At 70.3% G+C, this 22578-nt stretch carries 16 protein-coding genes; 8 read left to right on the top strand and 8 right to left on the bottom strand.

Annotated features, from left to right (window positions below; all coding sequences use genetic code 11):
- The first annotated feature begins 443 nt into the window (after positions 1-443).
- Both MQN93_RS32820 and ptsP read left to right on the top strand, forming a co-directional pair.
- A complete protein-coding gene (locus tag MQN93_RS32820) occupies positions 444-893 on the top strand; it encodes a PTS sugar transporter subunit IIA (protein ID WP_016434122.1) in 450 nt (149 codons plus the stop codon).
- Positions 894-972: 79 nt separating this feature from the next.
- Positions 973-2643, top strand: coding sequence for a phosphoenolpyruvate--protein phosphotransferase (gene ptsP, locus MQN93_RS32815; protein WP_016434123.1), 1671 nt, complete (start codon positions 973-975; stop codon positions 2641-2643).
- A gap of 78 nt (positions 2644-2721) precedes the next feature.
- Here ptsP and MQN93_RS32810 read toward each other — a convergent pair whose 3' ends face one another.
- Together MQN93_RS32810 and MQN93_RS32805 are read right to left on the bottom strand one after the other, a co-directional pair.
- Positions 2722-3615: a DUF8829 domain-containing protein gene (locus MQN93_RS32810; RefSeq protein ID WP_242712409.1), complete on the bottom strand. Its 894-nt coding sequence runs from the start codon at positions 3613-3615 to the stop codon at positions 2722-2724.
- Between the two features lie 22 nt (positions 3616-3637).
- Positions 3638-4852, bottom strand: coding sequence for an MFS transporter (locus MQN93_RS32805; protein ID WP_242712408.1), 1215 nt, complete (start codon positions 4850-4852; stop codon positions 3638-3640).
- A gap of 111 nt (positions 4853-4963) precedes the next feature.
- Here MQN93_RS32805 and MQN93_RS32800 point away from each other — a divergent pair, with 111 nt between their 5' ends.
- Positions 4964-6283, top strand: coding sequence for an aminotransferase class I/II-fold pyridoxal phosphate-dependent enzyme (locus MQN93_RS32800; RefSeq protein WP_242712407.1), 1320 nt, complete (start codon positions 4964-4966; stop codon positions 6281-6283).
- A 29-nt stretch (positions 6284-6312) separates the two neighbouring features.
- Here the strand turns inward: MQN93_RS32800 and MQN93_RS32795 are convergent, their stop codons facing one another.
- Complete coding sequence (locus MQN93_RS32795; protein ID WP_242712406.1) at positions 6313-8280, bottom strand: acetoacetate--CoA ligase; 1968 nt, start codon at positions 8278-8280, stop codon at positions 6313-6315.
- Between the two features lie 213 nt (positions 8281-8493).
- On the opposite strand from MQN93_RS32795, the gene MQN93_RS32790 reads away from it, so the two are divergent.
- Positions 8494-10878: a glycoside hydrolase family 31 protein gene (locus MQN93_RS32790; RefSeq protein ID WP_242712405.1), complete on the top strand. Its 2385-nt coding sequence runs from the start codon at positions 8494-8496 to the stop codon at positions 10876-10878.
- 1 nt (position 10879) lies between these two features.
- On the opposite strand, the gene MQN93_RS32785 is transcribed toward MQN93_RS32790, so the two are convergent.
- Together MQN93_RS32785 and MQN93_RS32780 are read right to left on the bottom strand one after the other, a co-directional pair.
- Complete coding sequence (locus tag MQN93_RS32785; RefSeq protein ID WP_016434129.1) at positions 10880-11416, bottom strand: NUDIX domain-containing protein; 537 nt, start codon at positions 11414-11416, stop codon at positions 10880-10882.
- A 47-nt stretch (positions 11417-11463) separates the two neighbouring features.
- Positions 11464-12273: a M15 family metallopeptidase gene (locus tag MQN93_RS32780; RefSeq protein WP_242712404.1), complete on the bottom strand. Its 810-nt coding sequence runs from the start codon at positions 12271-12273 to the stop codon at positions 11464-11466.
- A gap of 196 nt (positions 12274-12469) precedes the next feature.
- Between MQN93_RS32780 and MQN93_RS32775 the strand changes: the two genes are divergently transcribed.
- The 4 genes from MQN93_RS32775 (at position 12470) to glpK (ending at position 17866) form a co-directional block, all read left to right on the top strand.
- Positions 12470-12895 carry a Zn-ribbon domain-containing OB-fold protein gene (locus tag MQN93_RS32775; RefSeq protein WP_242712403.1) on the top strand — a complete coding sequence of 142 codons (426 nt, stop codon included), beginning with the start codon at positions 12470-12472 and terminating at the stop codon, positions 12893-12895.
- The gene (locus MQN93_RS32770; protein WP_242712402.1) at positions 12892-14082 is read left to right on the top strand and encodes a lipid-transfer protein; all 1191 of its coding nucleotides are present in this window, start codon (positions 12892-12894) and stop codon (positions 14080-14082) included. Before MQN93_RS32775 ends, MQN93_RS32770 begins: the two co-directional genes overlap by 4 nt.
- A 146-nt stretch (positions 14083-14228) precedes the next feature.
- Positions 14229-15881, top strand: a complete 1653-nt coding sequence (locus MQN93_RS32765) for a GGDEF domain-containing protein (RefSeq protein ID WP_242712401.1) — start codon at positions 14229-14231, stop codon at positions 15879-15881.
- Between the two features lie 473 nt (positions 15882-16354).
- Positions 16355-17866 carry a glycerol kinase GlpK gene (gene glpK, locus MQN93_RS32760; RefSeq protein ID WP_242712400.1) on the top strand — a complete coding sequence of 504 codons (1512 nt, stop codon included), beginning with the start codon at positions 16355-16357 and terminating at the stop codon, positions 17864-17866.
- A gap of 67 nt (positions 17867-17933) precedes the next feature.
- Here the strand turns inward: glpK and MQN93_RS32755 are convergent, their stop codons facing one another.
- From MQN93_RS32755 to MQN93_RS32745, 3 genes are read right to left on the bottom strand one after another with little or no spacing between them, the layout of a single operon-like run.
- The gene (locus MQN93_RS32755; protein ID WP_016434135.1) at positions 17934-18539 is read right to left on the bottom strand and encodes a GTP-binding protein; all 606 of its coding nucleotides are present in this window, start codon (positions 18537-18539) and stop codon (positions 17934-17936) included.
- Positions 18520-22149: a hydantoinase B/oxoprolinase family protein gene (locus tag MQN93_RS32750; protein ID WP_242712399.1), complete on the bottom strand. Its 3630-nt coding sequence runs from the start codon at positions 22147-22149 to the stop codon at positions 18520-18522. Before MQN93_RS32750 ends, MQN93_RS32755 begins: the two co-directional genes overlap by 20 nt.
- A 24-nt stretch (positions 22150-22173) precedes the next feature.
- Entirely contained in the window at positions 22174-22569 is a 396-nt protein-coding gene (locus tag MQN93_RS32745) for a DUF742 domain-containing protein (RefSeq protein WP_016434137.1), read from the bottom strand.
- Positions 22570-22578: the final 9 nt, after the last annotated feature.

Here is a 22578-nt window from a genome sequence, read left to right as displayed (position 1 = left end):
TCGTCTCAGAGAGACGGGGTATCAACATATCTGGCGTTGATTTTTGGCACGCTGTTGAGTTCTCAAGGAACGGACGCTTCCTTCGTACTCACCCTCGCGGGCTTTCCTCCGGGCGCTTCCCTTTCGGTGTTCCAAACTCTATCAGTGTTTTTCCGTGGCCCTGACCACCGTCCTGCGGGCATGCAGAAGGTGACCCCGGGATAGGATCTGACGAGTATGGGTGCTGCTGAGCAAGGACGCTTGGTCGCGTCGCTCGGCCTCAAGCAGGAGTACGACTCTACATGGGGCCGGGAAGCCGGTGCAAATCGATTAGGGTGGTGGTCTAGACCACTATCCGGTACCTTTCATGCGGAACCGGCACTTCATATGACATAACCTGCCCAGAGTGCGCCGTCCGGTACAGGCAGTGACGGCCCTCGATCTCCACCCCTGGGAGGCTTCCCATGACCACCGTGACGTCCCCGATCGCCGGACGCGCCATCGGACTGGCAGCAGTACCCGATCCCGTCTTCTCCGGGGCCATGGTCGGCCCCGGTACCGCGATCGACCCCGTGCGTGAGCCCTCCGAGGCCGTCGCTCCCGTTGACGGGGTCATCGTCTCCCTCCACCCGCACGCCTTCGTCGTGGTGGACGAGCACGGACACGGCGTGCTCACTCACCTCGGCATCGACACCGTGCAGTTGAACGGCGAAGGCTTCGAACTGCTCGTCAACAAGGGCGACACCGTGACGCGGGGACAGAGCGTGGTGCGTTGGAACCCCGCTGCCGTTGAGGCCGCCGGCAAGTCCGCCGTGTGCCCGATCGTGGCGCTCGAGGCCACGGCCGAGGCTCTCTCCGATCTTCGTGACGACGGCGACGTGAAGGCCGGCGACAGCCTTTTCGTCTGGAAGTGACGTCTGTGCCGTCGGTATGACGGCCGACAGTACAACCACCGCGGCGGCGGGACCCGCCGCACTATCGGAGACGGGTGAGATGGAGACAACGCTGCGAGGCGTCGGTGTGAGCCACGGTGTGGCGATCGGCGAGGTTCGGCACATGGGAACGGCGGTTCTGGAGCCGCCTGCCAAGCAGATTCCGGCGGAGGACGCAGAGCGCGAACAGGGGCGCGCTCGCCAGGCCGTGGAAGCTGTGGCGGCGGACCTCATGGCACGCGGCAATCTGGCGGGGGGCGAAGCCCAGGCGGTGCTCGAGGCGCAGGCCATGATGGCTCAGGACCCCGAGTTGATGGCGGACGTCGAACGGCGGATCGCCGTGGGGAGCACGGCCGAGCGCGCCGTGTACGACGCGTTCGCGGCGTACCGCGCCCTGCTGGCCGGTGCCGGCGAGTATCTCGCCGGTCGCGTGGCCGACCTGGATGACGTGCGGAATCGTATCGTCGCCCGGCTGCTCGGGGTGCCGATGCCCGGTGTGCCGGACAGTGACCAGCCGTACGTGCTCATCGCCCGTGACCTGGCGCCTGCCGACACCGCACTGCTGGATCCGACCCTGGTGCTCGGCTTTGTCACCGAGGAGGGCGGGCCCACCAGTCACAGTGCGATCCTCGCGCGGGCGCTCGGTGTTCCGGCGGTGGTGGCGCTGCCGGGTGCCGGTGAGCTGGCGGAGGGCACCGTGATCGCCGTCGACGGCAGCACGGGCGAGATCTTCGTGAACCCGAGCCAGGAGAAGAAGACCCGTCTGGAGGCGGCGGCCGCCGAGCGCAAGGCGGCGCTGGCCGCCGCGACCGGTCCGGGCGCCACCTCCGACGGTCACAAGGTGCCGTTGCTGGCGAACGTCGGCGGTCCTGCTGACGTCCCGGCCGCCGTCGAGGCCGGGGCCGAGGGTGTCGGTCTGTTCCGCACCGAGTTCCTCTTCCTGGACGACAGCAAGAACGCCCCGTCGGAGGAGAAGCAGGTCGAGGCCTACCGGCAGGTGCTCGAGGCGTTTCCCGAGGGCCGTGTCGTCGTACGTGTGCTGGACGCCGGTGCGGACAAGCCGCTCGACTTCCTCACGCCGGCCGACGAGCCGAACCCCGCACTGGGTGTACGGGGTCTGCGGACCCTGCTCGACCACCCGGAGGTGCTACGCACCCAGCTGACCGCGCTCGCGAAGGCTGCCGAGGGTCTGCCGGTGTACCTCGAGGTCATGGCTCCGATGGTGGCCGACCGTGCCGACGCCAAGGCGTTCGCGGACGCGTGCCGCGAGGCCGGGCTGCAGGCGAAGTTCGGCGCGATGGTGGAAATTCCGTCGGCCGCGCTGCGGGCCCGGTCGATTCTTCAGGAGGTCGAGTTCCTTTCCCTGGGGACCAACGACCTTGCGCAGTACACCTTTGCCGCCGACCGTCAGGTGGGCGCGGTCTCCCGGCTGCAGGATCCCTGGCAGCCCGCGCTGCTCGACCTGGTCGCGCTGTCCGCTGAGGCCGCGAAGGCGGAGGGCAAGAGCTGTGGTGTCTGCGGTGAGGCCGCGTCCGACCCGCTGCTCGCGTGTGTGCTGACCGGTCTGGGCGTCACCTCCCTCTCCATGGGTGCGGCGTCGATTCCTTATGTGCGGGCCACCCTCAGCAAGTACACGCTGGCCCAGTGCGAGCGTGCTGCTGCTGCAGCCCGGGCCACGGAGAGCGCCGAGGAGGCGCGCAACGCGGCTCAGGCGGTGCTGTCCGGCGAGTAGCCGACCGACATCGGCTGTCGTGGTATCGACCGCGTCCTGAGGGGGCGCTCCACCTGTGCGTGGAGCGCCCTCTTTCGTTCAGGGGTGGTGGCCCGGTGCCTGGCCTTCCGGCCCGAGGTCGGGCGGTACGCAATAGTCGACGTCCGATTCCGGGGAGATCGGGTCGCCGGATTCGATGTCCGTGCAGTAGGCGTCGAACACCTCGCCCGCGGTGAGGGGTTCGAGGCCCTCCCCGCGCAGGCGCCAGCCGTAGACACGGTCGGTGGCTCCAGGGGCGCTGGTGCGCATCACGAGTCCGCCCGGGGTCTGGGTGGCGAGGCCCAGCGCCAGCACGGTGGTGAATTCGAGCGCTTCGGCCTCGTCGAGTCGGATGGAGTCTTTTCCCTCCTCGTCGGCGTGGAGGACCGAGAAGAGTGTCTCCGGCTCGGCCGAGACGGTGCAGACGAGGTGGCGGTTGCCTGTGCCCGCTGTCTCGAGGATGCGGACGAGCAGGTGGGAGGCGCGGGTGAAGGCGGCGCGGCCGATGTCCTCGCCGCAGGAGGCGCAGGCGCCGAGGCGGGCGAGGAGCGTGGACGCGTACTCCCATGTGGCCTGTCGGACGGCTTCGTCGACGAGGGCGGGGAGGAGGTCGGCGAGGGGCTGGCCTTCGTAGGGCAGGACGGCACCCGTGGCCGACAGTTCGGCGGTGAAGCGTGCGCGGCTCGACTGGGCGTCCGGGTCGAGGCCTTTGTCGGTGCAGAAGTCGGCGTACTCCTGCGGGTCGAAGAGGGCGACTGTGGTGTGGCTGCCCTGGGCGGCGCGTGTTTTCAGGAGCGCTTCGACCTGCTGGAGATAGGTCGCGTGATCGTCGAAGGTGAAGCTGCGGTAGCGACGCATGGCACGGAAGTCGTGCTCGTCGGTCAGCAGGCCGATGGTGCCCGCGATTTCGCGGCGCAGGACACGTCGCATGGTCTGGTGGTCGGTGCGTGTCATCGTTCCCCCTGTGCACGGTCGATCAATGCTCACTCACAGTAACCGGCGGCACTGACAACGGCGTGCGGATGAGGCGTCCGCGGACCAGGCGGTGCTGGATTGTGCAGGTCAGGGCGATGATTGCGCCGAAGCAGGTCCAGCCGACCGGCCCGGTGGCGATGGCCGCGGTGACCGCGAGTGGTCCGACGCTGCGTTGGGCGGACTGGGCCAGGCCGTGCACGCCGAGGTATGAGCCCTGTGCGGTTCCGGGGGCGAGGGCGACGGAGAGCTCCCAGGACACGGTGGCGTGGAGCATCTCCGCCACGGTGAAGGCGACGGCCGATCCCGTGAGGAACAAGGTGGCGACGACGGTGCCTCCGGTGGCCGAGAGCGCCATCGCGACGCCGCCGAGGGCAAAGGTCGCGGACAGCGGCAGGAGCAGCCGGCGAGCGGCCGCGGCGGTGGCTCCGAAGCGAGCCAGGGGGACCTGAAGAGCCACCACCATCACGTTGTTGAGGACCAGCAGCAGCGGGGCGAGGCCGTGCGGCACGTTGCCCGTGTGCGCGATCCACAGGGGCAGGCCGACCTTGAAGACGGCGTCGTCGAGGAAGAGGACCGTCTCGGTGGCGACGTAGGCGAGGTAGGTGCGGTCCCGCCAGGGGTTCGTCCGTGAGGGTTCGACCGCGGGTGCCGGGCTCTTCGAGCTGGTGACGGTGCGGGAGGCGGACGGGGGTTCGCCGCAGCGCAGGGTGAGCAGCGCGGAGGCGAGGAAGGAGAGGGCGTCCCCGGCGAGGAGCCATTGGTAGGCGGCGGTGTCGCCGAGCGCCAGGGCTCCCGCTGCCGCGAGTCCGCCCAGGGCCCAGCCCGCGTTGGCGATGGTGCGCTGGACGGCCTGGTAGCGGACGCGGTCCGGTCCCGCCACGCGGGTTGCGTAGAGCCTGGTGAGGACGCTCGCGGAGCGGTCCCCGAGGCTGCCGACGGCGGAGAAGGCCAGGAGCAGGGCGTAATTGTTGGTGGTGAGGAGCGCCACGGAGGCCAGGGCGCGCAGGAGTTGGACGATGAGCAGGACTCGGGTCAGCGGGAACCGGTCGGCGATGCGGCCGCCCAGGGGTGCGCCGGCGATGCCGATGGCTCCGGCGGTCGCGGCCAGGGTGCCGACCTCGGCGACGGACAGGCCCGAGACATAGGTGAAGTAGAGGACGGACACGGCTGCCCACAGGCCGCTGCCGGTGCGGTCGACGAGCGCGATGACGAGCATTCTTCGCCCGTCGCGCCCTCCGGGTGTCCGACTCGACCATGCGACTGCGCGGCGTACCGGATGCACGGTTCCCCCTTGCCAGGAATTATGTACTGATACATAATGTGAAACGTGGCAACACAATATGGGATCAGAGGTACGACAGCCAAGGGAATTGCCGCGTCCGTCGAACGGGCCGTGGCCGAAGGCGCCCTGGCGCCCGAGGCACTGCTGCCCCCCGTCCGCCGCCTCGCGGACGACCTGGGGGTGAGTCCGGGTACGGTCGCCACGGCCTACAAGGAGCTGCGCCGTCGCGGCATCGTCCTCACGCGCGGGAGGGGCGGGACCGTGGTGGCGCCGGCGCCCGCGGTGGCGTCACGCCGGCCGCCCAAGGTTCCTGAGGGACTGCGGGACCTGTCGGGCGGGCACCCCGATCCCGCCCTGCTGCCCGCTCTCGTGCCGCCGTCGCACCTGTCCCCCGGTACCCGCGCACACCGCACGACGCCGAGGCTGCCCCGCCTCGAGGAGGTCGTACGCGACTGGATCGGGGCCGACGGCGTCCCGGTGGACCATGTGACCTTCGCGCACGGGGCGCTGGATCTGATCGGCCGGCTGCTGTCCGTGGAGTTGCGGCCCGGCGACGCCGTGGCCATGGAGGATCCCGGCTATCACCATCTGCTGGATCTGTTCACGGCCTTGGGGCTGCGTGTGGTGCCGGTGGCCGTGGACGACGAGGGTGTGCGGCCCGAGGCCTTGCAGGCGGCACTGCGCGCGGGTGTGCGTGCCCTGGTGTGCAGTCCACGGGCGCAGAATCCCCATGGCGGCTGTTTCTCCGCTGCTCGCCGGGACGCCCTGGTGGAGGTTTTGCGGGACGAACCCGATGTGCTGGTCGTCGAGAACGATCACGCCTCGGCGGTGTCCGGCGTGCCTCTGCATTCGTTGAGCGCCGGTGGTCTGACGCGCTGGGTGCATGTCCGGACGGTGAGCAAGTTTCTTGGCACCGACCTGCGCTGGGCGGCGGCGGCCTGTGATGCGACCACGCTGGCGCGCCACGACGGACGGCTGCTGCTGACGTCCGGCTGGGTCAGCCATCTGCTCCAGGGGATCGTGTGCGGATTGCTGACGGACGACGGCACGCGCGCGTTGGTGGCCCGCGCCGAGGAGACGTACGCACTGCGCCGCGAGGCTCTTCGCGGCGAGCTGGGCGAGCGCGGCATCGCCGCTCACGGGGCGAGCGGGATGAATCTGTGGGTCCCTGTGCGGGACGAGGCGGCCGTGGTGAACGGTCTGCGTTCGTACGGCTGGTGGGTCGCGGCGGGGGCACGGTTTCGTACGTCGGCGCCACCTGGAGTACGCATCTCCGTGGCCGCGCTGGAGCCGACCGAGGCCGTGCGGCTGGCCTCGGACTTCGCTTCCGTGCTCGGCGAGTCCGAGGCCACCTACGGCGGTTGAGCGCCTCCTGAGCCCCTCCAGGAGGCGTCTCAGGCGCGTTTGCGGGCCAGGTCCTCGTAGAAGTGCAGCAGATCCAGATTGTCGATGGAGCCCGGGTTGACGGCCTTCTCCAGGGGCGTGCCCTGCAGAAGGCGCTTGACCGGGACCTCGATGCGCTTTCCGGTGAGGGTATGCGGGATGCCGGGCACCTCGATGATCTCGTCGGGGACATGGCGCGGTGAGAGCTGTTCGCGGATGGTCCGCCTGACGCGGTCCAGCAGGGCCTCGTCCAGGGTCGCTCCGGGGGCCAGATGGACGAAGAGGGGCATCCAGTAGCCGCCGTCCGGCTGCTCGATGCCGATGACGAGGGACTCCTTGATCTCCGGGATGCGCTCGACCGCTTCGTAGATGTCGGCGGAACCCATGCGCACGCCCTGGCGGTTGAGCGTCGAGTCGGAGCGGCCGTGGATGACGACGGAGCCGCGGGAGGTGACCGTGATCCAGTCGCCGTGGCGCCACACGCCGGGGTACGTGGAGAAGTAGCTGTCGTGGTAGCGGCTGCCGTCGGGGTCGTTCCAGAAGTGGATCGGCATCGACGGCATGGGGTTGGTGACCACCAGCTCGCCGACCTCGTCCACCAGGGGCTTGCCGCTCGGGTCCCAGGACTGCAGATCGGTGCCGAGGCTGGGCGCCTGGAGCTCGCCCACGTACACCGGGAGGGTCGGTACTGCTCCTGCGAAGCAGGAGCACACGTCCGTACCGCCGCTGACCGAGGCGATCCACAGGTCGTCGCGCACCTCGTCGTGCAGCCAGCGGAAACCGTCGGGCGGCAGCGGGGACCCGGTGGTGGCGACGCACGCCACCTTGGAGAGGTCGAAATCGCGCGCCGGGTGCACGTCGGCCTTGCGGCAGGCCATCACATAGGCCGCCGAGGTGCCGTAGAGGGTGGCCCCGGTGCGTTCGGCGACGCGCCACTGGGCGCCCGTGTCCGGGAAACCGGGGCTGCCGTCGTAGAGCACGATCGTCGTCCCGGTCAGAAGGCCGGAGACGAGGAAGTTCCACATCATCCAGCCGGTCGACGTGTACCAGAAGAAGCGGTCCTCGGAGCCCAGGTCGCAGTGCAGGCCGAGCTGTTTGAGGTGCTCGACCAGGATGCCGCCCTGGGACTGGACGATGGCCTTGGGCAGACCGGTCGTGCCCGAGGAGTAGAGCACCCACAGGGGGTGGTCGAAGGGGACCTGCTCGAAGACGGGCTCCACGTCCGCACCGGTGAGGGCCGACCACGCCACGGCGCCCTCGGGGGTCTCGGTGCCCAGGAGGGGGATGTGGACGACGTCACGCAGTGTGGGCAGTTCACGGCGCAGTTCGGCGACCACGTCGCGGCGGTCGTGCTCCTTGCCGCCGTAGCGGTAGCCGTCGACGGTGAACAGGACGACGGGTTCGACCTGCTGGAAGCGGTCCAGGACGCTGCGTGCGCCGAAGTCGGGGGCGCAGGACGTCCAGACGCCGCCCACCGCGGCTGTCGCCAGGAAGGCGACGACGGCCTGCGGGATGTTCGGGAGGTAGCCGCTGACGCGGTCTCCGGGGCGTACGCCGCGGGCGCGCAGTTCGGCGGCCAGGGAGCCGACCTGGCGGCGCAGCTCCGCCCAGGTCACGGGGCTCGGCTCGTGCGTCTCGTCGACACACAGGAGGGCCGGTTCGTCCGCACGGGCCGCCGCGGCGCGCAGGGCATGCTCCGCGTAGTTGAGGCTCGCCCCGGGGAACCACTGGGCGCCCGGCATCGAGCGGTCGCCGAGCACGCGCGCGTAGGGCGTGGAGAACCGTACGTCGAACCACTCCGTGACGGCCTTCCAGAACGTGTCCAGTTCGTCCACGGACCAGCGGTGCAGCGCCTCGTAGCCGCCGTCGGCCGGGGCGCCGTGGTGCTCCGCCGCCCAGGCCTGGAACTTGGTCACCTGCGCCTGGGCGACGCGTTCCGGATCTGGCAGCCACAGCGGCTGGGGGTTCACGGTCGACATGGGGCAGCTCCCGGACTGTACGCGTCGTGTGCGTCGGTCGCGCACGTGCTGGGGTGTGCGCGTTACGCGGCTGACACGGACGATGCCATGTGATCGACTTCAGCACCAGGGCACGCACCACATAGTCCGTGCCGTGAAGATGTGGTCCGGGCACGGGTGAACGGCAGTTGAACGACACACGCGCGTGGGGCGGTCAATGGCAGGGTGAGCAGCATGAACGGTCGTGACCTGGTGCGTTCGATGAAGGCGTTCGGTTCCGTGGGAGCGGGCCAGGGCTTGCGTACCGTACGCGCCGCATGGCGCAGGAGGCGCGCGGACTCCTCCGCGCTGCCGTCGCGAGGGGCGGAGCGCGCGCGGGTCCCCGGGACCGTGCGGGAGGTGGAGCCCGCTCCAGGTGGCGGCATCGTCCGGTTCCACCGGTCCGAGCTGCGCATTCTGGTCGCGGTGAACGGGGCGGTCTTCTGGGGCTGGGACGGGGCCTCTCCCGAGCCGTCGTACGCGCTCGCGGGCCGGTGCCCGGAGCCGGATCCCCGGGCGGTCCTGGAGCCCGACAAGGACGGTGGTTGGCGTGTGGTGGCCGAGCGGGTGACGGTCGCCGTCTCGCGGCACGGGGCGGTGGAGGTGCGCACGCCCGGAGGTGTGACGCTGCGCCGTGATCTGCCGCCCCGGTGGTGGGAACCGGTCGAGGGGGGCACGGCACGCTGGATGCAGCGCTCCGAGGTGGCCGCGGACGCACGGTTCTTCGGTCTCGGTGGCCGGGCGTCCGGGCCGCGGCTGCGCGCCGGGACGTACCGCTTGTGGAACACGGACCCGGGGCATGCGTTCGGCCCCGGCGACGATCCGCTCGCCATCACCATGCCCGTGCAGTTGGTGGTCGCCGATGCGGCGACGCACCTGGCGTTCCACGACACCACATGGGACGGCACCGTCACGTTGCGGGAGGGCGAGGAGGGCGCCGGCTCCGGACACGACCTGGCGGGGATCTCCGAACTGCGGATGGACGGCGGTCCGTTGCGCTGCTGGGTGATAGTGGGCACTCCCGCGCGCGTGCTGCTCGTCTGGGCCTCGTTGACGGGTGCGCCGGCGCTGCCGCCCGCGTGGGCGCTGGGCCATCACCACGCGCGCTGGGGCTTCGGCAGCGAGCAGGAGGTGCGGCGCATCGTCTCCGGCTACCAGGAGCGGGGGCTGCCGCTCGATGCCGTCCACCTCGACATCGACCACTACGACGAGCACCAGGTGTTCACCGTCGACCAGGAGCGCTTCCCCAAGCTGCCGCTGCTGGCCGAGGAACTCCGTCAGGACGGGATCCGGCTGGTGTCGATCGTCGACCCCGCGGTCAAGGCCGCCGAGGGCAACGCGGTGTACGACGGCGGGACGGCGCAGGACGCGTTCGTCCGGGAGGCCTCGGGACGCGTGGTGCGCGGTGTCGTGTGGCCCGGGGAGACGGTGTTCCCGGACTTCACGGACGCGCGCGTGCGCGCGTGGTGGGCAGGCCTGTACGAGGAGCGGCTCGCCCAGGGGTTCTCCGGCTTCTGGCACGACATGAACGAACCCACCTCGTTCACCGCCTTCGGGGAGTCGACCCTGCCGCGCTCGGCCAGGCATGCGCTGGAAGGGCGGGGTGGGGACCACCGGGAGGCGCACAACGTCTACGCCCTGTGCATGGCGCGGGCGGGCTACGAAGGTCTGCGCGAACTGGCCCCCGAGCGTAGGCCGTTCGTCTTCTCGCGCTCCGGCTGGGCCGGCCTGCAGCGCTACGGCGGCACCTGGTCCGGCGACGTGGCCACGGGGTGGCCCGGACTGCGCGCCTCGCTGTCGCTGGTCATGGGGCTCGGTCTGTGCGGTGTGCCGTACTCGGGACCCGATGTGGGCGGCTTCGACGGGAGTCCGTCGCCCGAGCTGTATCTGCGCTGGTTCCAACTGGGCTCGTATCTGCCGCTGTTCCGCACGCATGCGAGTCTGCGCGCCGGGCGCCGGGAACCGTGGGAGTTCGGCCCCGAGGTGCTGGAGCACGCGCGCGTGGCGCTCCTCGAACGCCGGCGGCTGCTGCCGTACTTCATGACGCTCGCCCATTTGGCCCGGCGCACGGGTGCGCCGTATGTGCGGCCTCTGTGGTGGTCGGCTCCCGAGGACCGTGCGCTGCGGGACTGCGAGGACGCCTTCCTGCTGGGCGACGCCCTGCTGGTGGCTCCGGTGCTCGACCCGGGCGCGGACCGGCGTGCGGTGCAACTGCCCCGTGGCCGCTGGTACGACACGATGACGGAGCAGGTGTACGAGGGCCCTGGGCAGGCGCTCCTCGACGCCCCCCTGTCGCGGATTCCGGTGCTCGCGCGCGCGGGTGCCGTCATCCCCGTGCGCGGGGGCGACGGCGGCCTGGAGCTGGAGGTGTGGGCGCCTGCCCGGGGACGTACCGGCGGCGGACTGGTCGTGCGGGACTCGGGTGACGGATGGGACGAGCCGGAACTCGAGCGCTACGTCACCCGTTGGGCAGGACAACGGGTGGTGGTCGAGCATGAGGCCGAGGACGGCACGGGCGAGCCTGCGTACCCGGTGCGTCTGCGAGGAGCCGGGCGGGGCCGACCCACCGGGTGCGGCTGACTCAGATGTACCGGCCCTCGAACCACGCCCGCACGGCCAGCGTGTGCAGGGGGAAGGCGAGTTCCTCCGGCCTGCGCAGCAGATGCCAGCCCTCCGTCTCGTCCGTGGCGGACGACTGCGGGAGCCCCTCGGCGGGGCGCTCCGGCAGGAGACCGAACAGCAGCAGATGCCCGTCGGGGGAGCTCATGGCATCGACGAGCCGCACGTCGCGGCCGGCCGCGTCGATGCCGGTCTCTTCCTTGAGCTCCCGGACGACGGCCTGGCGCCATTCCTCCCGGTCGTCGATGTAGCCGCCGGGCAGGGCTATGCCCCCGCGCGCGGGGGCGATGGTTCGGGTGATGACGACGAGGGCGGTGCCCTTCGTGTCGTACACGGGCTGGAGCGCGATCGCCACCGGCAGCGGATTGCGGTAGGCCACGGCGTGGCAGACCGGGCAGGTGCGGGGCCAGCCGGTGACGCCCTCTCCGTAGGGCGCTCCGCAGCTCGAACAATGCGAGTTCGGCGCAGAATTGGGAGTGGAGGCTTGAGTTTCGGACACGAAGCGGAATGTATCCGATCACGGGGAGGGCGTCTTTAGCAGGCGCCTCAGTGGCGGCCGGTAAGGGACTTCCAGGACACGGGGAAGTCGAAATAGGTGTCCGGGTAGGGCTCCGGCTGGAACGTGTAGTGCCACCACTCCTCGGCGAGATTCACGAAGCCGAGGCCTTCCAGGGTGCTCTTGAGGAGCAGTCTGTTGGCGCGCTGTTGGCCCTGGACACGGGGGTCGAGGGTGTGGGCGAGGGTGTCGAAGCAGTCGAATCCGGTGCCCATGTCGACGGAGTTGTCGGGAAAGCGCTCGTCCTTGGGCGCGAAGCAGGGCACCAGGGGCTCGCCGGGGTGGTACGGCCTCGTCGGCTTCGCGGGGAGTTTCACGATGGTGAGGTCCATGGTGGAGCCGCGGCTGTGGCCGGATTTCTCCGCGATGTAGCCGTCCTCGAACAGCCGGGTCTTGTCGACGTTCGGGTAGAACTCGCCCTTCATCGCCTGGTCGTCGAGGTCCTCGGCCCAGCGGACGAAGTGGTTCACGGCGCGCTGCGGGCGGTAGCAGTCGTACACCTTGAGGGTGTATCCCCTGCGCAGCAGCCTCGTCTGCGCCTTGTGGAGGGCTTCGGCGGCCGGTCGGGTGAGGATGCAGATCGGCTGCTGGTAGCCGTCGATGCGCTCACCGACGAAGTTGTGCGGGGTGAAGTAGCGCATCTCCTGGATGATCGTCGGGTCCACGGACCGGAGGGCCACGAAGTCCTTCGGTGCCTTGGGCTCCGTCTTCGCCCGGGCCGGTGCGGAGGCCGCCGTCACGGCCAGCAGGGCGGCGAGTGCGGTGATGAGACCGCGTACTGCGCTGGAGAGACGTGTCATGTCTCCTGCATCTATCAGGTCGGGACGGCCGGATCCACCCCCGTGGGACCCGGCCGTCCCTTCCGTTACGACGACGCAGCACGGGCCCGTTCGGTTCGACCGGACGCCCTGCCCATTTCCACAAGCCCGTGACACACTTCTGACGTCCCGTCAGATCCCGGTGCGAGGAGGGGCTTTGTCGCGTACACACACGCCCGTGGTCGAAGGGTGGTTCGCCGGTCAGGGTGACGACTTCAGACTTCTCGGCACGCGCTGTGCGGCGTGCGCCTCGGTCTTCTTCCCCCGCGAGGACGCGCACTGCCGCAACCCCCGGTGTCCGGGCGGGGATCTGGAGGAGATACCCCTCTCGCGGCGTGGGCGCATCTGGTCGTACACGGACAGCCGGTATCGACCGCCGTCACCCTATGTGAGCAATCCGGAACTTCCGTGGGAGCCGTACACGTTGATCGCGGTAGAGCTGGAGGCCGAACGGATCGTGGTCCTGGGGCAGGCGGCTCCCGGGGTATTGGTCGCCGACCTCTCTGTGGGAATGGAGGTGGAGGTCGTCCCCGGAGCGCTGCACGAGGACACGGAGACGGTCTGGACGACCTGGAAATGGCGGCCGACGGGGGTGGAGGCATGACGGGTGAGGTGGCGGTGCTCGGTGCGGGCATGCACCCCTGGGGCAAGTGGGGGCGCAGCTTCGTGGAGTACGGGGCTGCGGCGGCGCGTGCTGCGCTCGCCGACGCCGGGCTGGAATGGCGTGACGTCGGCTCGGTCGTCGGGGCCGACACCGTGCGCGGCGGCTATCCGGGATACGTCGCCGGTGCGACCTTCGCGAAGGCGCTGGGCTGGCAGGGAGCGCGGGTCGCCAGTGTGTACGCAGCCTGCGCGTCCGGCGCGCAGGCCGTCGACGCCGCCCGGGCGCAGATCCTCTCGGGCCTCGCGGACGTGGTCCTGGTCGTGGGCGCCGACGCGGCTCCCAAGGGCTTCTTCCGGCCGGCGGGAGGAGACCGGCCCGACGATCCGGACTGGCTGCGCTTCCGGGTCCTGGGGGCGACCAACCCCACGTACTTCGGCCTGTACGCACGCCGCCGCATGGCCGTGCACGGCGACACCGTGGAGGACTTCGCGCAGGTCAAGGTGAAGAACTCCGCCATGGGCGCGCTCAATCCGTACGCCCGCTACCGCAAGCGGGTCACCGCCGAGGAGGTCGCCGCTTCCGCCGTGGTCGCCGAGCCGCTGCGGCTGCTCGACATCTGCGCGACGTCCGACGGAGGTGCGGCGCTGGTGCTGTCCAGCGTGGAGTTCGCGCGTCACCGGGGCGTGGACCGGCCGGTGCGGATCCGTGCGGTGTCGACGGTGACCCCGCGGTACCCCAACACGGTCCTCGACCTGCCGGACATCGCGACCGACTCGGCGGTGGCGGTGGAACCGCACCCCGACACCTTCCGCGCCTCGATCGCGAAAGCGGCATACGAGGAGGCGGACCTCGGACCGGAGGACCTGTCCCTCGCGGAGGCCTACGACCTGTCCACCGCCCTCGAACTGCAGTGGTACGAGGACCTGGGACTGTGCGAGGAGGGAGAAGCTGCAAAGCTGCTGCGGGAAGGCGCCACGACCCTGGGCGGGCGAATACCGGTGAACGCGAGCGGTGGTCTCGCCTCCTTCGGCGAAGCGGTTCCGGCGCAGGCGATCGCCCAGATCTGCGAGCTGACCTGGCAGTTGAGACAGCAGGCGGGCGAGCGGCAGGTCGCGGGTGCGCGCGCGGGGATCACGGCGAACCAGGGGTTGTTCGGGCACGGTTCGGCCGTGGTCGCGGTGCGCTGAGCGGCGCCTTGCGGCACGGCCGGGAATGTGCGGCCGCAACACCAGCACGAACCCCTGTCTCGTACGCTGTGTGACCGACCCGGAATCCTGCGTGAACGTCTCATGAACTGGGCCTGGGCGCTCGCCGACGGGGCCATCATGCTCCCGTGCGCTCCTGGACGGATACTCTCCGCTTCGCCTTCCAACCGGTGGTCAACCTGGCCACCGGAACGGTCGCGGGACTGGAGATACTGGCCCGCCCGGAGACCGGCGACGTTCTGGCCGAGGCCCGGCGCGACCCCGAACTCGACGGCCGCCTTGCGGTGTTGGCGCTCCGTACAGCGGCGCACAGGGAGACCCTGCTGCCGCTGCACATCAATGTGTTCGCGGGCACCCTCGCCGACCTCGGTGGTCTCACTGCGCTGCACGACGCCGTGCGCGAGGCCGGACGGCTGCCGTGGGAGGTGACGCTCGACATCGCACCGCCGTACACCCACGTCCCGCAGCAGGCGCTGCTGGAGGCGGTGGGCGGGCTGCGGGCCCAGGGCTTCCGGATCAGCGCGGACGGTGTCGGGGACGGGGACCTTCCGTTGCGGCTGCTCATCGACATGGGGCCCGACCTGGTGAAGCTCGACGCGTCATTGCTGAGCCGGCCTGCCGCGGTGAAGGCCATGCGGACGCTGTGCGAGGAACTGGGCGCGCTGCTGTCCGTCGAGGGCGTGGAGACGGAGTCGCAGTGCGCGGCGGCGATCTCGGCCGGCGCCCAGCTGGCGCAGGGCGAGCTGTTCGCACCGCCGTCCCGGCTGCCGGCCGCAGATGTGTACGTTCCGCCCCGCTCCCCCGGCCTCATGGCCCTGCCCCGGTCGGGGCCGTCGGTACGGGAGTTCGTACGGCCCGCCGCGCTGCTGCCCGCCACCGCGTCGGCCGGGCAGGTGCGGGCGCTGCTGACCGGCTCGCCGGACGTGTCCGGGGTGCTGCTCGTGGACCAGCACGGCCGCCCGGTCCGGTCGGTCCATCGTTCGCGCTTTCTGCTGTCGCTGTCGGGGCGCTACGGCCATGCGCTGTACGCCGACCGGCCCGCGGCCAAGCTCGGCGACCCGCCGCGGACGGTGGGCGTCGACGCCACGGCCTGGGAGGTCCTGGACGTGGTGGCCGTCGGCGGCCGCAGCCGCACGTCGGACGATGTGGCGGTGGTGGATCCGCACGGTCGGTGCGTGGGCGTCGTACGGCTCGCCGACCTCGTGCGGGCGCTGGCCGAGAGCCGCGTCGAGGAGGCGGCCGGGCTCAATCCGCTGACGCGGCTGCCGGGCTCCGACGCGATCACCGGCGAGGTGGACCGCCGTATCGCGGACGGTCGGACGTTCGCCCTGAGCTGGCTGGACGTGGACCATTTCAAGCAGGTCAACGACGGAGCGGGATTCGCGGCGGGCGACGAGCTGATCCGCTCGGTGGGGCTGGCGCTGCAGCACGCGGCGTCCGGCAGTACGCGCGTGGGCCATATCGGCGGGGACGACTTCCTGGTGCTCGCCGAGCCGGAGCGACTGGGTCCGCTCGCCGACTCCATGCTGGACGCGCCGTGGTCGGCCGGTGGACGCCCCGTCACGCTGTCCCTGGCCACCGTCCTGTGCCCGCCGGGCAGCGTCACCGACCACCGGCAGGCCGCCGCGTGCCTGGCGCCGCTGAAGAAGGCCGCGAAATCCCTGGCCGGGGCGAGCTGGGTGGTGGGCCGGGCGGGCCTGCCGGGCCACGAGGTCCGGCGCGGCAAGCGGTCCACGCCCGCCCAGGCGGGGTGCGCGGTGGCGGAACCGGGCCTAGGCTGATCGGCACAACAGACCGAGCCGCCCCTTCCTCGCACGGACCCACGGACGCATGGACGCATGGACGGCTGTCACCGTTGCCGTCAGCGACCTTGACGCTCTGTGGGTGCCGGTGAAAACTTCCGGTGTCAGTCGACATCGCCGTACATACACGGTCTATCCAGGCACGTGTCGCGTGGACCCCGTCCGGACAACAGGACCGGCCCCCACGGGTGATGGGGCTGCTGCGACGGCACGCTCGTCACGGATGCCGGGCGGGGCGCGGGAGCTTCCCTGCCCTCGGCTGAAGTCGCCATGGGAAACGCACCCTGCACGGAGGACCGGGGCGGATCACCCCGGAACAGGGCCTAGGAGCCGCCATGAGCAACGGACACCTTCACGGCGACGGGCGCGGCTGCGTCGTCATCGCTCCGTCGCTCCGCACAGCAGCCTTCTGATCCACAGCAGCCTTCTGAAGGAACGACGAAGGGGACGTCATGACGGACAAGTTCGTCGCCGCGATCGACCAGGGCACCACCTCCAGCCGCTGCATCATCTTCAACCAGGACGGCGCGATCGTCGCCGTCGACCAGCGCGAGCACCGCCAGATCTTCCCCAAGCCCGGCTGGGTGGAGCACGACGCGACCGAGATCTGGTCCAAGGTGCAGGCAGTGGTCGCCGGAGCGATCGCCAAGGCCGGCCTGCGTGCCGACCAGCTCAGCGCGCTCGGCATCACCAACCAGCGCGAGACCACCGTCCTGTGGGACCGCGCGACGGGCAAACCCGTGCACAACGCGATCGTCTGGCAGGACACCCGCACCGCGGCGCTGACCAGGCAACTCGGCGGATCGGACGGACAGGACCGGTTCCGTGAGCAGACCGGGCTGCCGCTGGCCACCTACTTCTCCGGTCCGAAGGCCGCCTGGCTGCTCGACAACGTGCCCGGCCTGCGCGCCCGCGCCGAGAACGGCGAGATCGCCTTCGGCACCATCGACTCCTGGCTCATCTGGAACCTGACGGGCGGCACCGACGGAGGTCAGCACGTCACCGACGTGACCAACGCCGGGCGCACCATGCTGATGAACCTGGAGACCCTGCAGTGGGACCAGTCCATCCTCTCCGCGATGAACGTCCCCGAAGCCGTCCTCCCCGAGATCAAGTCGTCGGCCGAGGTCTACGGCACCGCGGTCGGCCAACTGGCCGGAGTGCCCGTCGCGTCGGCGCTCGGCGATCAGCAGGCGGCGGTGTTCGGACAGGCCTGCTACGACGTGGGCACGGCGAAGAACACGTACGGAACGGGCTCCTTCCTGCTGCTCAACACGGGCAACCGGCCCGTGCCGTCGAAGAGCGGACTGCTCACGACGATGGGTTACAAGATCGGGAGTGAGGCGCCGGTCTACTGCCTGGAGGGTTCGATAGCCATAACGGGCGCGCTCGTGCAATGGTTCCGCGACCAACTCGGCATCATCCGCACCGCGGACGAGATCGAGCCCCTGGCGGCGAGCGTCGACGACAACGGCGGGGCGTACATCGTGCCGGCCTTCTCGGGTCTGTTCGCGCCGTACTGGCGCTCCGACGCGCGCGGTGTCGTCACCGGTCTGACGCGCTACGTCACCAAGGCGCACCTGGCCCGGGCCGTGCTGGAGGCGACGAGCTGGCAGACGCGTGAAGTCGTGGACGCGATGTTCCAGGACTCCGGGGTGCACATCACCACCCTGAAGGTGGACGGCGGCATGACCAAGAACAATCTGCTCATGCAGCACCAGGCGGACGTGCTCGACGTTCCCGTGGTCCGCCCGAAGGTCTCGGAGACCACCTGTCTGGGCGCCGCCTACGCGGCAGGGCTCGCCACAGGCGTGTGGAACGACCTGGACGAGTTGAAGTCCCACTGGCAGAAGGACGTCGAGTGGACGCCCGCCATGGAAGGCTCCGTGCGCGACCGGGAGTACCACAACTGGCGCAAGGCCGTGGAGAAGAGCTTCGGCTGGGCGGAGGACGGCGAGAACTAGGCACGCGCGCGTGCCGCAGGACGCGGCCCGTACCCCGGTCGGCGGGGGTACGGGCCGTACGCGCCGGTCAGGTGGTGACGCTCTGGCGGCGGTCGGCCGCGTGCGTCATCGCGTGCTCGACCACGCCGATGAGGACCTCCTTGACGGATTCCCGGTCCCGGGCGTCGCACAGCAGCAGCGGTACGTCCTCGTCCAGGTCGAGGGCCTGACGGACCTCGCTCTCGGGGTAACGGGCCGCCCCTTCGAAGCAGTTGACACCGACGAGGAACGGTATGGAGCGCCGCTCGAAGTAGTCGACGGCGGCGAAGCAGTCCTCCAGGCGGCGGGTGTCGGCGAGCACGACGGCGCCGAGGGCGCCCTCGGAGAGCTCGTCCCACATGAACCAGAACCGTTCCTGGCCCGGCGTGCCGAACAGATACAGGACCAGGTCCTCGCGCAGGGTGATGCGGCCGAAGTCCATGGCCACCGTGGTGGTGTGCTTGCCCTCCACACCGCTCGTGTCGTCGATGGGGCGCCCGGCTTCGGTGAGCAGTTCCTCGGTGCGCAGCGGCCTGATCTCGCTGACCGCGCCGACGAGGGTGGTCTTGCCCACGCCGAAGCCGCCGGCCACCAGGATCTTGAGCGTGACGGGCTCGACCGGAGGCTTCCCGCGCTCAGAACGCCCGAAGATCATCGTTCTCTTCTCCTGCTTGATGGGGGTCGGTCGGCGGCGGGCCGTAGCCCCCGCCGCCGGGGGTTTCGATGACGAGTACGTCGCCGGGGCCGACGTCCGCCGAGTCGCTGCCGCCGAGCACGGTGACGGTGCCGTCCGCGCGCTCCACCCGGTTGGCGCCGAGCGCACCGGGTTCACCGCCGGCCATGCCGTACGGCCGGACCCTGCGGTGCTGGGAGAGCGTGGACACCATCATGGGCTCGTGGAAGCGGATGCGGCGCACCGCGCCGTCTCCGCCGGGCCAGCGCCCGGAGCCGCCGCTGCCGTGCCGGACGGCGAACTCGTCGAGCTGCACGGGCAGTCGCCACTCCAGGACCTCGGGGTCCGTGAGCCGCGAGTTGGTCATGTGGGTCTGCACCACGGGGGCGCCGGGGAAGCCGTCCCCCGCGCCGGAACCGGAGGCGACCGTCTCGTAGTACTGGTACCGCTCGTTCCCGAAGGTGACGTTGTTCATCGTCCCGGAGCCCTCGGCCTGGACCCCGAGGGTGGCGTACAGGGCCCCGGTGATGGCCTGGGAGGTCTCGACGTTGCCGGCGACCACCGCGGCAGGCGGCTCGGGCGCCAGCATGGAGCCGGGCGGTACGACGATGTCCAGGGAGCGCAGACAGCCGTCGTTGAGCGGGATGTCGTCGGCGACCAGGGTGCGGAAGACATACAGGACGGCCGCGTTGACCACAGCGAAGGGCGCGTTGAAGTTGCTGGTCAACTGGGGTGACGTGCCGCTGAAGTCGATGGTCGCGGAACGGTTTTCGCGGTCCACGCGCACGCGTACCCGGATGACGGCGCCCGAGTCGGTCTCGTAGGCGTACTCGCCGTCGTCCAGGGCGTCGATGACCCGGCGCACCGCTTCCTCGGCGTTGTCCTGGACGTGCTTCATGTACGCCTGGACGACGTCCAGTCCGAAGTTCTCGATCATGCGGGCGACTTCGTCGACGCCCTTGCGGTTGGCTGCGATCTGGGCGCGCAGATCGGCGAGGTTGGTGCCGGGGTTGCGGGAGGGGTACGGCGCCTCGGTGAGCAGGCGGAGGGTCTCCTCCTCACGGAAGCGGCCGTCCTCGGCCAGCAGCCAGTTGTCGAAGAGGATGCCCTCCTCCTCGATGGTGCGGCTGTTTGCGGGCATGGAGCCGGGCGCGATGCCGCCGATCTCCGCGTGGTGGCCGCGGGAGGCGACGTAGAACAGGATCCGGTCACCCTCCGTGTCGAAGACGGGGGTGATCACGGTGACGTCGGGCAGGTGGGTGCCACCGTGGTACGGGTCGTTGACGGCGTAGGTGTCGCCGGGCCGCATCGAGGTGCCGCGGCGCCGGATGACCTCCTTGACGCTGGTGCCCATCGAGCCCAGGTGGACCGGGATGTGCGGCGCGTTGGCCACCAGGTTTCCGTCCGGATCGAACAGGGCGCAGGAAAAGTCCAGACGCTCCTTGATGTTGACGGACTGGGCCGTGGACTCCAGCCGCGCACCCATCTGTTCGGCGATCGACATGAAGAGGTTGTTGAAGACCTCGAGCAGAACCGGGTCGGCTTTCGTGCCGAGATCGGAACTCTCCGTAATCGCCGAGCGTTCCATGACCAGATGCCCGTCGTCGCGGGCCACGGCCTGCCAGCCGTCGTCGACGACGGTCGTGGCACTGGCCTCGGTGATGATCGCGGGGCCGGTGACGATGTCGCCGGGGGGAAGGTCCTCGCGGCGGTGCAGGGGTACGTCGCGCCAGGTGCCGCCGGTGTGGAGACGGACGGTCTCGGGCGCGGACGGGCCGTCCTCACGGGCGGCTTCATAAGGGGCGAGGACGGAGAGATCGGGGGGTTGGGTAATGCCGGTGGCTTCCACGGAGAGGGCTTCGACGACGATCGGACGGTCGAGGGTGAAGGAGTACGTGGCGCGATGACGTTCTTCGAAGCGGTGACGCATCGTGTCGGGCTCGGCCAGCTCGACCGTGAGGGCGGTGTCGGTGCCGTCGTAGCGCAGCTGGGCGCGGCGCGTGATCCTGATGCGGTCCTCGGGGACGTCCTCGGCGAGGAGTTCACCCCGGGCCGCGCCCTCCAGGTCGTCGGCGGTCTTCAAGACCGCCGGCATGGACGCCGGCTCCAAGGGCGCCTCGACGGACTGTTCGCGCATGGCGGTGGTGTCGGCGAGGCCGATGCCGAGCGCGGACAGCACACCGGCCATGGGAGGCACGAGAACGATGCGGATCCCGAGCGAGTCGGCCACCTTGCACGCGTGCTGGCCACCCGCTCCACCGAAGGTGGTGAGGGCGTAGCGGGTGACGTCATGGCCCTTCTGGACGGAGATCCGCTTGACGGCGTTGGCGATGTTGGCGACGGCGATCTGCAGGTAGCCCTCGGCCACCTGTTCCGGCGTGCGGTCGTCTCCGGTCCGCGAGCGGATCTCGCGCGCGAGGGCGGTGAAGCGCTCACGGACGAGATCCGCGTCGAGGGGCTGGTCGCCCTCGGGTCCGAAGACCTTGGGGAAGTGTGCGGGCTGGATCCGGCCGAGCATGACGTTGGCGTCGGTGACGGCGAGCGGGCCGCCGCCGCGGTAGCAGGCGGGCCCCGGGTCCGCTCCCGCCGAGTCCGGCCCTACGCGGTAGCGGCTCCCGTCGAAGTGGAGGACCGAGCCGCCGCCGGCGGCGACGGTGTGGATGTCCAGCATGGGCGCGCGCAGCCGGACACCGGCGATCTGCGTGGTGAAGACCCGTTCGTACTCACCCGCGAAGTGCGAGACGTCGGTGGAGGTGCCGCCCATGTCGAAGCCGATGACGCGGTCGAATCCGGCCAGCTGCGACATGCGTGCCATGCCGACGATGCCTCCGGCCGGCCCGGAGAGGGTGGCGTCCTTGCCGCGGAACTGCCCGGCCTCGGCGAGCCCGCCGTTGGACTGCATGAACATCAGCCGTACGCCCTGCAGTTCGTCCGCGACGCGCTGGACGTAGCGGCGCAGCACGGGCGACAGGTAGGCGTCGACGACCGCGGTGTCCCCACGCGGTACGAACTTCATCAGCGGGCTGACCTCACTGGACAGCGAGATCTGCGGAAAGCCGAGGCGGGCGGCGAGCTCCCCCACGGCCTGCTCGTGAGCCGGGTGCAGATGGCTGTGCATGCACACGACGGCGACGGCGCGGATGCCGTCGTCGTACGCCTCCTGGAGGGGCCCGGCGAGGGCATCGAGGTCGGGGGCGCGCAGGACGGTGCCGTCCGCGGCGATGCGCTCGTCGACCTCCACGACCCGCTCGTGCAGAAGCTCTGGCAGGTCGATGCGGCGGGCGAAGATGTGCGGACGGTTCTGGTAGGCGATGCGCAGAGCGTCACGGAAGCCGCGGGTCACGACCAGCACGGTGCGCTCGCCCTTGCGCTCCAGGAGCGCGTTGGTGGCGACGGTCGTGCCCATGCGGACGGCCTCGATGGGGTCCTCGGACCCGTCCAGCAGTTCGCGTACGCCTGCGACGGCCGCGTCGGAGTATCGCGCCGGATTCTCCGACAGCAGCTTGTGCGTCAGCAGACGGCCGTCGGGGTGCCGCGCGACGATGTCCGTGAAGGTGCCGCCCCGATCGACCCAGAACTGCCAGCGTGCCACCTCAGTACCCCGCTTCCGCACTGCTCACAGTGCCCGGAGGCCGTTGATCACGTCGCGCAGAATACTCTCGTCCGGCAGTTCGGCAGGTGGTACGGGCCGCGTCACATGGACGAATTCCCGGGCGACCAGGTCCCCGATGAGGACCCGCACCACTCCGACGGGCAGATCGAGTTCGGCGGCGAGTTCGGCGAGCGACTGGGGGGTGTCACGGCACAGACCGACGATGTCCACGTGCTCGGGGGACAGTGTCGCGTCGGTCTCCGGATCGCCCGCTTCCGGCTCGGCGACGACCACCGCGATCAGGTCGAGGCGGTGCTGGCCCACGCTGGTGGTCCGGCCGCGCGTCATCGCGTACGGCCGCACGACAGGTCCGGCCTCGTCGTCGAACCAGTGGCTTCTTCCCTGACCGTCAGAGCTCATGACATCCCA

Source organism: Streptomyces spinosisporus (genome assembly GCF_022698145.1).
Lineage (GTDB): Bacteria > Actinomycetota > Actinomycetes > Streptomycetales > Streptomycetaceae > Streptomyces > Streptomyces spinosisporus.
This window is presented reverse-complemented; position numbering and strand designations above follow the sequence as displayed.